The following is a 12,526-nucleotide window of genomic DNA, read 5'->3' as shown; positions in this document are numbered from 1 at the left end:
AGTTCAGTATAGAACAATAAACCTGACGGCATTCCGTCAGGTTTATTGTTAGGTTGTATATTTTGCTGCTATGCCTGCTGCAAGCTGCCCCAGCTTTTGCCGAATATGCGGTGGCTCTAAGATTTCTACATGCATCCCGAAGCTTAGCAGGAAACCATACAGCCATCCATCCTCAGGATAGTTGATGGTAACCTTGTAACCTCCATTACCGTCGGGCAGTAGCTCGGTAGAATCAAACCGCTCTTCCGCTAGATGTTTGCTTTCAGCCTTAAACTGCAAAACGATGGGTGTTGCTGTTGTTACGGTTGATCTCTGATACTCGTTGCTCCAAGGCAGCTCGCTTGCATCCACATCTTTTGCAATAAAAACTTGGGTATTCTTAACGAGCTCTTTCATGCGCAACAGCTTAAATAGACGGAAATCCTGACGATTGAGACAAAATCCATATAAGTACCATGCTTGCCCCTTTAGCACTAAAGTATAGGGCTCTACCGAACGCTGGCTTGTCTGACCCGCAGCATCCACATAATCAAAGTTTACGGTCACGCTTTCCTCAAGTGCTTCTTTTAGAGTGGCAAGCTTTTCTTCCAGAATACGTTGAAGACCCCATGGGGAGAAGTCGATGATGAGCTGAGTCGTTTTGCTGCGGAAGGCGGCGGATTGGGAGGGCGGGATTACGCTGCTGATTTTTTCCATGAGCAGAGTATGTTCATTTCCTCCATAAGACGAGACGCTCTGCAGAGCCGTGAAAATATCCGCCAGCTCACGATCCGTCAAAACATTGCGGTCCAGCCGGTATCCTTCCATAAGCCCGATCCCACCGTTCGCTCCCTGATAGGTAACGATAGGAATTCCGGCCCCATTAATGCTTTCAATATCACGATAAATCGTGCGCACAGATACCTCGAACATATCGGCTAGCTCCTTCGCCTGAATTAGGCGGCGGTTCATTAGCAGGATAACGATAGAGAGCAATCGATCTATTTTCAAAAGACAATTCCTTCTTTCCCGGAGATTTCCGTGAAGTAATGCTGTATTTCATCTTAGCAAATCCTTGAAAATAAAGCATTGTCATAAATTAATGATTCGATTAATATCTAATTAGATATATGTATAAATAGATGAAATGAGGTTTATTTTATGAATAATCACTCAGCTGTTGCGATGTTTAGGAGTCATAAGGGATATTCACGATTGTTCACAGCCGGCTTGATCAATGGAATTGGTGATCGTTTTACTAGCGTTGCAGTACTGGCGCTGGTTCTGCAGTTGACGGGATCAGGTATGGCGGTAGGGATTTCGTTAGGTGTGAGACTGCTTCCTTATTTATTTCTGGCCCCGCTTGGAGGCATACTTAGCAACAAAATTCCACGCAAATATATCATGATAGCTACAGATATGCTGAGGGTCCCAGTAGCCTTAGCCTTTTTATGGGTGGATGGGGAGGAGAAGCTGTGGTTGTTATATATGGCAAGTTTTTTACTGGCAGCGGGCGAAGCCATTTACAGCCCTGTTCGTAAGTCCACTATCCCCTTGCTCGTCACCAAAGATTCTCTGCTGACCGTCAACGGACTAGAGCAGTTAATGAGCGGCTGCGTGCTGATCCTTGGAGCGTTCAGTGGAGGGGTGGTGTCGATGTGGTTTGGTCCGGAGGCAGCATTCATTATGAATGCAGTGTCTTTTTTAATCGCAGCGATGTTAATTTACGGTATCGATTTTCCACAACATTCGGAAATGGTGACGGTGGCTAAGAAGGCTACATATTTTCCTGAGGGGGACTTAGAAAAATCCGATAAAGAAGCACAATACGGTCGGCTGCGTGCTCTGGGAATGGTAATTGGCGGAAGCTTAACGTTGCAGGTCATTTTCGGTTATGAGCTGTTGGTGCCGTTGCTAAATGGTCTGGATAATGTACTGATCAGTGTCTATGCGATACAGGTATTTCACGCGGGGGATATTGGAGTGGGGCATTTTATGCGGCGCTTGGCATCGGTCTTAGCCTTAGTTTTTTTACCTCACGTTATTTAAAAAAGGGGCTGCTGATTGTAGCCATCGGAGGGCTTTTACTAGAAGGTGTATTACTGATGGGCATCAGTGTCAGCAATCATTTTGCGGCAGCATTTATGTTATACATCCTGCTGTCATTTGCCGGGGGGACGGGGAATGCCTGTCTGGATACGCTCGTTATGCAGGAAACCCCATCTGCTATGCAGCCCTTTGTGTTTGGACTCCTGTCTGCAGTAGGAAATACGCTGCTGGGATTATCTATGCTGTTCGCCGGGTGGCTATTAGAAGGGGTAGAACCAAGAATGGTAGGGTTTGCTGGGGGAGCGGGATTTGCCATAGTTGCGCTTTTACTCGCAGGATACGCGGGGGTACGCAGCAAGAAAAAACGTACTTAAAAAGGGCGGTGGCTTCACCGTCCCTTGGAAGTTTTTTTAACCTGAGTCTGTAGCTTAATGGCAGCTTTGCGCGGGAACAGGCGGATGCTTATCTTTTTGCGGTAGCGATACAGGATTACAAGGGCAGCTATAGCTACACCGCCAGAGATAATCCATAGTGCATATAACTCGAATAAATGGAAAATACCCATCCACTGCGGACCAAATACCCGTCCTATGCCAAGAAACAGCACTACCCAGAATAATGCTCCACTATAAGCGTAGAGGGCGAATTTACGGAAGGGCAGCGCAACTATACCAGCAAAATAGCCGGTAAAGTGACGAACGCCTGGAATAAAATATCCGATGGAAATAAGGATACTGCCGTATTTCTCGAACCATTTTTGCGTTTTATCCAGCTTGGCAGGGGAGAACAGCAACCACTTTCCGTATCGCTGGATGAAGGGCATTCCGGCTTTTAAGCCGACAAAATAGGTGAGGGTCATCCCGGCTGTGGTCCCAGCAAACGCCACTAGAATCAACGTTATGAAATCAAGTCTTCCCGTATAGGAAAGAAAACCTGCAAAAGCCATGGTAGTTTCTCCGGGAAACGGCAAGGCAACGAATTCGAGCAGCAATCCAAAAAACAATACGCTATATCCATATTTGCTGAATAATTCTTGTATAAAGTTCAGCATTTCCATAAGATTCTCACTCTCCAAGGGGCAGTTGCCTTATTCTATTTTGAAGCTTGTCTTCATACAATCTACCAAATGGCTTTTGAGCCAATAGAATGCTGGAGGTAGAGAAGATGAAAGGTAACAAAAACACTCACGGCCGCCGAAACTTGATAAGCGGATTGCTTGTTATGGTTGTAATCGTCATCGTAATGCTGGGATGGAACGCAGGGGAGAGTGTAGATTCTTGGATGAATCGTTCATTACATTCCGCAAGCGCGGAGTCTGTCTCTGTTAAGAATAATCTCCCGTTAGTGGCGATGCAAGAATTGCCTCCTAAAGCAGAGTCCATTGTGACTGCTTCTCCAGAAGTTAAATTGAATTCCAGTACGGCACAAGTATCCAAGGTGTCGACAACATATTCAGCAATTACGGCCGCAAAGAAAGCTTCAAAAACGGTCTATATTACATTTGACGACGGACCGAGTGACAATACCTTCAACGTTCTAAAAATTTTACAGCAGCAAGGTGTGAAGGCGACCTTTTTTGTCCTTGGTAATCAAGCGAAAAGCCATCCAGAGCTAATTAATGCCATATGGGAACAAGGACATGCTATTGGCAATCATACCTATAATCATAATTACCATGATTTATATAGTGGATTCACTGAATTTTGGAGCCAGATTAAAAAGACCGAAGAAATTGTTCGGGGCATTACAGGGGTTCGCCCACAACTTATCCGCGCCCCGGGCGGAACCTTTGATCACTTTGATAATACCTACTTCAATTTGTTGAAGCAAGCCGGTTATATCGTTACGGATTGGACGGTGGACAGCGGGGATTCTAAACGCAAAGGGGTACCGGCGTCAGAAATCTTAAAAGAGTCAACTGCAGATCTGAAGTCCTCTCGGGTTATTCTTCTGCTGCATGATGGCGGCGGCCATCAGGAGAGTGTTAAAGCACTGCCTGATATTATTGCGCGTTATAAGGCTGCTGGGTACAGCTTTGGCCTTTTAGATGAGACGGTGGAGCCTGTACAATTCAGAGTCTCCTCAAAAGCAAATAGCTTGGGCAGAGTGAAACCTTCGGAAGCTTGGATCACCTCGAATATCATACCGAATGCAGAGCTGTTTGCGCCCGGCAAACCTTTAGTGCTGGAGGTTGGAAAGCTGGAGACGAAGCTGGCGCCAGGTGAATATGCTCTGCAAAAAGGGAAATATATGGTGCCACTTCGCGCTGTGATCGAACGGCTGGGAGGGCAGATTAGTTGGGATGCGGGCAGTCGCAGTGGGAAGATTGCCTGGAACGGCAAAGATATCATCGCGGATGTGGCGAACAAGGAACTCCTGTTAAATCTTCCTGATCATGTTCAAAAGATAAACGGTGCCAGTGTGGAGATGATTGGCGGTTCTATCTGGGTATCGCTGCGTGAGCTGCTGGAGACAGCCGATCATCCTCCTTTAAATATAAGCGTGACGGAAGGTGAGCGCCGGGTAATAGCCTTCTGAGATTTAGCGCTCAGGCAGTTTTTTTAAAAGAAAAAAACAATGTCTGGGCACCCTTTTTCATGGGAAGAATAGATAGTAATAAGTTCCTCAGCTGGGAACAAGTCTAGACCCAAAGGAAGGGTGTTCGTTCCATTGTCCTCTTCAAAAAAAGTAGAACACAAATTAAATAACAAGACTGAAAGAGTTAGAAGCTATCCGCGTAGCCGTAGTGCGTTGGCTGAATGGCTGCGGATGCTGACTGTGGCTGGAATTATAGGTGTTTTATATGCATGGCGCGGAGGCGCATCACTCTTATTTCTGCTGATCGCTGTAGGCGTTATCATGGTTGGCGGACTGATTGTTCAACTTTCAGGTCCACGGGCGATAAAGATTGAACGGACAATCACTCCAGTAAGACCGATAGCTGGAAGTACACTGCTTGTGAAGGTGCGGGTGAATTTCTCTGCCCGGCTTCCACTGCCATGGCTGACTATCGCTGATTTTTGGGGGGACAGAGGACATCACAAGCTACTGTTTCCGGGATTCAGACGCTCTTTTGAATACACCTACCTTCTTGAGAACATGCCGCGGGGACATCATCATTTGCAGGGCTGTAGAGTAACCTGGGGAGATTTGCCCGGCTGGTTCACAGGCCGATCTGAGCCTGCTGAAGAGCATAGCGTTAAAGTGCTGCCAGCCCCCCTATATTATGGCGGAGCAGTCCCGGACAGCGGCTTTATTAGCGGTAATTCGCTCTATTCCAGAAGGGGAAGAAGCAGCAATGATGAGACCATGGAATCGCGGGAATATGAGCCCGGTGATCCGCTTAGCCGAATTCATTGGAAGAACAGCGCCCGGCTAGGAAATCTGCAGAGCAAAGTTCCAGAGCGTGAAAAGGCAAGAATGAGCTGTATCGTGTTGGCTAATGATCCCAAAAGCTATGAGATTCCAGCCAATGCACTTACACCTCGTGGCAGTCGGGAGGAGCAGCCTCCGGTATTTGAGAAGGCGGTGTCAACGGCGATGGGGCTGATGCTCTTTGCTGAGCAGTCAGGTGCTTATGTCCAGTTATTTAGCGGAGGCTGGCCGGAAGGAATGGCTAGGCATGAAGGACTGGGTAAAATCCCAGGGAGAGTGCTGGATATTCTAACTGATATTTCTCCGAATGGAACAAGAACCCTGTCCGAGCTGTTGGAGGATGCTTCTAGAGGCTGGATTCCGGGAATGACCGTTGCTATAGTGACCGGAAGATTAGAGGAACAATCCGCTAAGGTTATCGCTAAATTCTTAGTGCAAGGTGTAAAAGTTGAGCTCTATTATGCTTGGGATCAGCCAGCTCCGCTGCCTGCTGAGGTAATGCTGCAGGAGATCCGCCAGCCTGTGCGGGGAACGGTCGGGGATAGTCTGGGTCGTCTGGGAGCACGGATGTTTTGTCTGGATGATGCATTGCCAGCTTACAGGCTCAGGGAGGTAGAGTACCATGAATCATCCGGAAAACCAACGCTACGGTAAGCGGATACCGGGTGACACAAGCTTCGCTATGAATGAGCACAGTGGGAAGGAACCAAAGCAGCTCCATTTGGAAAAACTGGAGAACAGTCATGCCGGTAAACAGAGAAAGATACCTCTGTATTATCGCATGCTGTTCTCTTTGGCTATTTTGGGGCTGTTTTTAGAATGGCTGCTCCCTTTATATAGAACGACTTCATTGGAAGATACTGCTAGATTGCTGCAGATTCTGATGATTTCTGCTGCCGTGCTGTTGATGTGGGGAATCCTTCAGATTCCCGGGTGGCTATTGCTAAGTATCCAATGTTTGATGATCGGCACAGCTTGGCTATATCTATGCAGCGAGGGCGTAGGGACAGGATGGCTGGGCATTTATGCAGTAGAAATTCCAAATGATCTGATTTTGCTCTTTTCCGGGCATGTCTCTCAGCTAAGCGAGATCAGCAGACTTTTGATTTTGATTGTTGGCTGGGGGCTGCTGGTATCTTCGGTGCAGCAGCTTGCACTTTTCAGAGGAAGCACGCTGCTGTTTACGGCGGTGACCCTCATTTATCTATTAGTTCTGGATATTGGCTTTGGCGTTAATACGACAACGGATGTTGTAATATCAGTCGGGCTTATTGTATGGATGCAAGCAATGAGTGGTTTGCTCCGTCTGCGGGAACGGGTGGGCAGCATTCACCTGCCGTATGCCCGATGGGGAGTTTTGGCATTAGCGGCTGCTATATTCGTCATGATGACAGCATGGTTTGGTGGGCAGGTATATGAAGTACGACCGCCTAACCAAACTACACTCCAGTCAACCTTTGAAAAGCTGCAGGAATGGGCTTCGGGCCATATGCCGGAAGATAATGAGGCTATACCTGCAGGAACAACAGGGTATAGTACAAATGATGGAGAACTGGGTGCTCCATTATCACGCAATACCGAGCCAGTCTTCACAGCGTTGACCAGTCAGCGTACCTATTGGCGCGGGGAGAGCATTGCCTATTATGACGGTCGCCGTTGGATCAGAGGTGGTGAGGAGTTTACTCCGCTTAACTTGTCCAGCCTGCCTCAGATTCCGGCGACGGTAACCACTACTAATGGGGGGCGGACTTTGCAACAGCGGATACAATTTGCTATTCCCTCTTCCGGTGGAATTCCTGTATTCAATGCGGGTACCATAACGGATGTTGAGACAGTTCAACTATCCAATGGCAGCCAGCTTGGTTATGTTCTGGCGAATAAGGACAGGGATACCTTTCGTCTGCCAGATTCGGTGGGGTCAACTCGGATCACTGAGTATATAGTTGATTCTATACTTCCCGAGAGTAATCCAGTACTGCTGCGCGGTTTGGGTGACGCTGATCCACAAGAAATAAAGAATAAATACTTGCAGCTGCCTGATTTATTACCTGAGCGAGTGAAAGCTCTGGCAGAGAAGCTCACAGCTTCCTCGGGCAACCGATATGATTCCGCAACCGCCATTCGGGATTATTTGCAAAACGGGTATTCTTACACGCTGGATACCATGGTTCCGCCAGCTGGGGCTGATTTTGTGGATCATTTCCTGTTTGAGACCAAACAGGGTTACTGTGTGCATTTTGCCACAGCGATGACCGTATTGCTGCGAAGCACAGGTATTCCAGCGCGGTATGTTCAAGGCTACGGACCTGGAACCCAGCAGGAGGAAGCCATGCCGGCGAAGTATTTAGTCACCCAAGGGGATGCGCATGCTTGGGTAGAGGTTTATTTTGCCGGCGCAGGTTGGGTTCCTTTCGATCCGACGCCGGGTCCTGCGCTTGCGGCTGGTTTCCCTGCGCCGGCACGGCCTGCGGCCGCAGCGATCGCGCCGCAAGCAACGCGCAGCGCGGAACTGCCCGCCCTGCCGCTGGTCGGCGGGCCCTTTTCAGCGCCGCTCGCTGCCGCGGCGCTGCTTCCCGCCGCCGCTTGGCGCTGGCGGCGCAGCCTGGCTCTGCTGCTGGCCGCGCGTCGCGGCAGCAGCTTGAGCCGTGAGAGGCAGCTGCGCGCGGCCTCCCTGGCTTGGCACGGGCTGGCGGAGCGGTTTGGACCGCCGCCGCCCGGCGTTACTGGCAGGGAGTATGTGGACTCCCTGCGGATTTACGATGCCGGACTAGACGTAGCCGTCCGGCAGTTTGTCCGCCAGTGGGAGACCCTGGCGTACGCGCCAGCTTCGGCCTCCACAGCCGTGATCTCTGCCCGCGACAATCCCGTAGACTCCGCTCCCGCCCTTGGCGGCGAACCTGCGGCTTCTGATGCGGCCGCGTTTATTCGCGAATGTCTGCTCATTACCTTCCGTTTAACATAAACGGCTAATAACGCTTAGATCCGCTATCTAATTTATGCCATAGCAAGGAAGGTTCTGCATGAAGTTTTATCACTCTCTGATTATGAGAGGCGTGTCCTCCTTTCCTTGACGATGAGAATTAACCATGAGTATAATGAATCCAATAATCAAGGGAGGCACGTAATGAACAAGCCAAATGAAATTATCGTCGTTCTCGATTTTGGGGGACAATACAACCAACTTATCGCGCGCAGAATTCGGGACCTGGGAGTATACAGCGAACTTTTGCCGTACAATACGCCAGTTGACAAGATTAAAGCACTTTCGCCTAAAGGAATTGTCTTCTCCGGCGGACCTAGCAGTGTATACGCTGAAGATGCACCACACGTAGATCCGGCTATTTATGATCTAGGAGTGCCGATCTTCGGTATTTGTTATGGTATGCAGCTGATGGCTCATCAGCTTGATGGTAAAGTAGAACGTTCGGCTAAACGGGAATATGGTAAAGCTGATGTTGACTTTGCAGAAGGAACTGCTTTAGTTGCAGGATTGGAGAACCGCCAGACTGTATGGATGAGCCACGGTGACCATGTAGTTGAGCTTCCAACAGGCTTCAAGCTGGATGCAGGTACAGAAAGTGCTCCAATTGCAGCAATGAGCAACGCGGAGCGCAAACTGTTCGCTGTGCAATTCCACCCAGAAGTACGTCACTCCGTTCAAGGTAACGAGATGATCTCGAACTTCTTATACCAAGTTTGTGGTTGCGACGGCAAATGGACAATGGAATCGTTTATCGATGAAGCCGTTCAAGATATTCGCAATCAAGTCGGAGATAAAAAAGTACTCTGCGCTCTTAGTGGCGGAGTGGATTCTTCCGTTGTGGCTATGCTTATCCACCGTGCAATCGGAGATCAATTGACCTGTATGTTTATTGACCACGGCCTTCTGCGTAAAGGTGAAGCAGAAAGCGTTATGGAGACTTTCGTAGGCAAATTCGATATTCATGTAGTGAAAATCGATGCACGCGATCGCTTCATGAGCAAACTTGCAGGTGTTGAAGACCCTGAGCAAAAACGTAAAATCATTGGTAACGAGTTTATCTACTGCTTCGACGAAGAGTCAGCTAAGCTCGGAGATTTTTCATTCCTTGCACAAGGTACGCTTTATACGGATATCGTTGAGAGTGGAACAGCTACAGCGCAAACCATTAAATCCCACCACAATGTGGGCGGCCTGCCAGAAGATATGAAATTCAGCTTGATCGAGCCGCTAAACACCTTGTTTAAGGACGAAGTTCGTAAACTCGGTGAAGAGCTTGGCATGCCACGTGCGATCGTATGGCGTCAGCCTTTCCCAGGTCCAGGTCTTGCTATTCGTGTCTTGGGTGAAGTAACAGAGGACAAGCTTACCATCGTTCGTGATTCTGACTACATTCTGCAAGAAGAAATTGCTAAAGCGGGATTAGACCGTGAAATTTGGCAATACTTCACTGCCCTGCCTAACATGAAGAGTGTCGGAGTTATGGGTGATGCTCGTACGTATTCCTACACAGTAGGTGTTCGTGCAGTAACTTCCATCGATGGCATGACCGCTGACTGGGCACGTATCCCATGGGATGTTCTTGAGAAAATCTCTGTACGTATTGTCAACGAAGTTGAGAATGTAAACCGCGTAGTGTATGACATTACTTCGAAACCACCTGCAACGATTGAGTGGGAATAGCATATAGCAATAAGAAACCTGCAGCTCCTTATTTATTAAGGGACTGCAGGTTTTTTTATTAACCGTGAAGCTTGTGACGGACCCTATATAGCAACTTTAGAGAATGTGATAAACTGGGAAAAATAAACTTACAGGAGCCATTAGAATGGGATTCTCACTTATTGGAACACTAATAGCTATGGTTATTCTTGCCCCAAGTTTACTGATGATTAAGTTTCCGCCCGATCATGTTCCCAGCGGTTTAAAAGATGCCGGCATCTTTTACACTCTTTTGGAGAGAGTAGGGCAGTTGGGGTGTATAGCCATTCTTGCGATTTCAAAGGATGACTTTGAAAATGTAGAATTCGGGATCTGGGCTGCACTTATCTTTGTGTTTATCACGATTTATTACGGTTTATGGATTCGTTATATGGTTAAGGGACAGCAATTCAGATTATTATGGGCTCCATTATTGTTTCTTCCGATTCCCATGGCAGTTCTCCCTGTTTGTGCATTTGGATTTGCGGCTATATGGGGCAGATCTTTCTGGTTGGGTATTGCAGTGATTTGTTTAGCTATAGGGCATTTTGCTAATTCTTGGCATAGCTATCAGTATTCCAAAGGGCAATAAGCCAGGGAACATCGAAATTGTTTTATAGGGAAAAATACCCATTTGATAAGGCTTTTGATAGTTAATAAGCTGCATGATTTAAAGGATTTTGGGGTTGAAGTTAAAGATAAAAATGTATGAATTACGAACAATAGAAAAAAAAAAGTCGAAAATGTTCGCTTTTTTCATTGACAACTTATGTGATGTCCACCTAAAATGATAAAGCACAACAACATAATTCTTTCGTATATTTCCGGGAATAGGCCTGGAAGTTTCTACGAGGTCACCGTAATGACCTGGCTACGATTAAGAAGAGCTGAGCAACCCGTATTGTCCTGAATCTAGGGCTATAGTCATGGGTGCTACTCTTTTTTTCGAGCCGGTGTCGATCAGATACCGGCTTTTTGTTGCTGTCAGCCACAACATACCTTAGGGGGAGAACAATTTGAATCGGTTTTTCAAGTTGAAAGAGAACGGCACTACAGTACGTACAGAGATAATGGCCGGCTTGACTACGTTCATGGCTATGGCTTACATCCTGTCGGTTAATCCGAGCACATTAACAGCATTTGGCCGCATCGATATGGGCTGGTACTCTGTATTTCTAGCGACTGCGCTGGCAGCAGGTATTTTCACCATTGCAATGGGCGTGTTTATAAACTTTCCAGTAGCATTGGCACCAGGTATGGGACTTAATGCATACTTTGCTTCCGTAATTTTGTCTTCTGCAACCTCAGAACATCCATTCACTTGGCAAATGGGTCTGACCGCAGTATTTATTTCCGGTTTGATCTTCATCCTGCTTACGGTTACCCGAGTGCGGCAGATCTTACTGACAGCCATTCCTGACAGCTTGAAGCATGCCATTACGGTAGGTATCGGGATGTTCATTACAATCCTTGGGCTTAAGAACAGTGGTTTGATGACGATTGGTGTCGAAGCTGGTAAAGATATTTCCGCCAATACATTCACAGATGTCCTATCCTTTGAAACAATTATTCATATGGGTAGCCTAGAGAACACTGATGTACAATTGGTAATTATCGGATTGCTTCTTATTTCCATCCTGATGGTACTGCAAGTTAAAGGTGCGATTTTATTCGGTATCTTGGGTACAACCCTCGCGGGTATACTGATGGGTGTAGTTGATTTTGGCTCTTTGTCCAGTCCGACAACCCCTTGGGTGCCTGACCTGACGCAATTGAACTTTTTCGAATTTGACTGGGATGGTATCCTGCACACCGGTATTGTTTCAGCAATCGCAACATTCACTTTTGTAGAATTGTTCGATACATTTGGTACACTTGTAGGTACTGCTCAACGCGCTGGTATTATGGACAACCCTGAAGAAGGTAACAAACGTGTAGGTAATGCAATGTTTGTCGATGCCATTGCTGTTGCTGGTGGTGCGGCATTGGGTACTTCCACTACTACTGCTTTTGTAGAAAGCGCGGCAGGTGTTGCTGAAGGTGGACGTACAGGTCTTACAGCTGTAACAACGGGTGTGTGCTTCTTGCTTGCGTTGTTTCTTGCACCAATAGTAGCTCTGATCCCTGGATCTGCTACAGCCGCAGCATTGATTGTCGTAGGCGTGCTCATGGCACAATCGATTCGCGAAATTGATTTTCAAGATATGGTTGTTGCGATTCCAGCGTTCCTTACTCTAGTAATCATGCCTTTCACTTATAATATTGCTAATGGTATTTCCTTTGGTATCGTAACTTATGTAATCCTTGCTTGTGTAGCTAACCTTGCTGGCAAGAAAAAATACGATATTCACTGGATGATGTGGGTACTTGCTATTCTGATTATTCTCCGTTATGTATTTCTTGGTAGTGCGGGCTAACTCATATATAGCATACAGATGTGCA

General features: G+C 47.3%; 10 protein-coding genes and 1 riboswitch. Of the genes, 8 read left to right on the top strand and 2 right to left on the bottom strand.

Features of this window, described 5'->3' with window-relative positions; all coding sequences use genetic code 11:
* Nucleotides 1-48 precede the first annotated feature (48 nt).
* Nucleotides 49-990 (bottom strand): helix-turn-helix transcriptional regulator, encoded by a 942-nt coding sequence (locus MKY14_RS24280; RefSeq protein WP_076130530.1) that lies wholly within the window; start codon nt 988-990, stop codon nt 49-51.
* A 150-nt stretch (nt 991-1,140) separates the two neighbouring features.
* Between MKY14_RS24280 and MKY14_RS24275 the strand changes: the two genes are divergently transcribed.
* Together MKY14_RS24275 and MKY14_RS24270 are read left to right on the top strand one after the other, a co-directional pair.
* Nucleotides 1,141-2,028 carry an MFS transporter gene (locus MKY14_RS24275; RefSeq protein ID WP_340977539.1) on the top strand — a complete coding sequence of 296 codons (888 nt, stop codon included), beginning with the start codon at nt 1,141-1,143 and terminating at the stop codon, nt 2,026-2,028.
* A gap of 56 nt (nt 2,029-2,084) precedes the next feature.
* Nucleotides 2,085-2,402: a hypothetical protein gene (locus tag MKY14_RS24270; RefSeq protein WP_340977538.1), complete on the top strand. Its 318-nt coding sequence runs from the start codon at nt 2,085-2,087 to the stop codon at nt 2,400-2,402.
* Nucleotides 2,403-2,416: 14 nt separating this feature from the next.
* On the opposite strand, the gene MKY14_RS24265 is transcribed toward MKY14_RS24270, so the two are convergent.
* The gene (locus tag MKY14_RS24265) at nt 2,417-3,085 is read right to left on the bottom strand and encodes a DedA family protein (RefSeq protein WP_076106058.1); all 669 of its coding nucleotides are present in this window, start codon (nt 3,083-3,085) and stop codon (nt 2,417-2,419) included.
* A 107-nt stretch (nt 3,086-3,192) separates the two neighbouring features.
* Between MKY14_RS24265 and MKY14_RS24260 the strand changes: the two genes are divergently transcribed.
* The 6 genes from MKY14_RS24260 (at nt 3,193) to MKY14_RS24235 (ending at nt 12,501) form a co-directional block, all read left to right on the top strand.
* Entirely contained in the window at nt 3,193-4,566 is a 1,374-nt protein-coding gene (locus MKY14_RS24260) for a polysaccharide deacetylase (protein ID WP_340916374.1), read from the top strand.
* A gap of 132 nt (nt 4,567-4,698) precedes the next feature.
* The gene (locus tag MKY14_RS24255) at nt 4,699-6,057 is read left to right on the top strand and encodes a DUF58 domain-containing protein (protein WP_076186321.1); all 1,359 of its coding nucleotides are present in this window, start codon (nt 4,699-4,701) and stop codon (nt 6,055-6,057) included.
* Nucleotides 6,026-8,365 (top strand): transglutaminase family protein, encoded by a 2,340-nt coding sequence (locus MKY14_RS24250; protein WP_340977537.1) that lies wholly within the window; start codon nt 6,026-6,028, stop codon nt 8,363-8,365. Before MKY14_RS24255 ends, MKY14_RS24250 begins: the two co-directional genes overlap by 32 nt.
* A 162-nt stretch (nt 8,366-8,527) precedes the next feature.
* Nucleotides 8,528-10,066, top strand: a complete 1,539-nt coding sequence (gene guaA / locus MKY14_RS24245) for a glutamine-hydrolyzing GMP synthase (protein ID WP_036679874.1) — start codon at nt 8,528-8,530, stop codon at nt 10,064-10,066.
* Nucleotides 10,067-10,211: 145 nt separating this feature from the next.
* Entirely contained in the window at nt 10,212-10,676 is a 465-nt protein-coding gene (locus MKY14_RS24240; RefSeq protein ID WP_076130535.1) for a hypothetical protein, read from the top strand.
* A 202-nt stretch (nt 10,677-10,878) separates the two neighbouring features.
* Nucleotides 10,879-10,978: riboswitch (purine riboswitch) on the top strand.
* A 122-nt stretch (nt 10,979-11,100) separates the two neighbouring features.
* Nucleotides 11,101-12,501, top strand: a complete 1,401-nt coding sequence (locus MKY14_RS24235; protein WP_036679893.1) for an NCS2 family permease — start codon at nt 11,101-11,103, stop codon at nt 12,499-12,501.
* Nucleotides 12,502-12,526: the final 25 nt, after the last annotated feature.

It is taken from the genome of Paenibacillus sp. FSL R5-0887 (assembly GCF_038002305.1).
GTDB lineage: Bacteria > Bacillota > Bacilli > Paenibacillales > Paenibacillaceae > Paenibacillus_AQ > Paenibacillus_AQ odorifer.
Note: the sequence above shows the minus strand (reverse complement) of the source record. Positions and strands in the feature narration are given on the sequence as shown.

Excerpts from the sequence above, each read along its gene's own strand:
- guaA (WP_036679874.1), top strand. The coding sequence starts at position 8,528 with ATGAACAAGCCAAATGAAATTATCGTCGTTCTCGATTTTGGGGGACAA.
- MKY14_RS24260 (WP_340916374.1), top strand. The coding sequence starts at position 3,193 with ATGAAAGGTAACAAAAACACTCACGGCCGCCGAAACTTGATAAGCGGA.
- MKY14_RS24240 (WP_076130535.1), top strand. The coding sequence starts at position 10,212 with ATGGGATTCTCACTTATTGGAACACTAATAGCTATGGTTATTCTTGCC.
- MKY14_RS24275 (WP_340977539.1), top strand. The coding sequence starts at position 1,141 with ATGAATAATCACTCAGCTGTTGCGATGTTTAGGAGTCATAAGGGATAT.
- MKY14_RS24265 (WP_076106058.1), bottom strand. The coding sequence starts at position 3,085 with ATGGAAATGCTGAACTTTATACAAGAATTATTCAGCAAATATGGATAT.
- MKY14_RS24270 (WP_340977538.1), top strand. The coding sequence starts at position 2,085 with ATGGGCATCAGTGTCAGCAATCATTTTGCGGCAGCATTTATGTTATAC.
- MKY14_RS24250 (WP_340977537.1), top strand. The coding sequence starts at position 6,026 with ATGAATCATCCGGAAAACCAACGCTACGGTAAGCGGATACCGGGTGAC.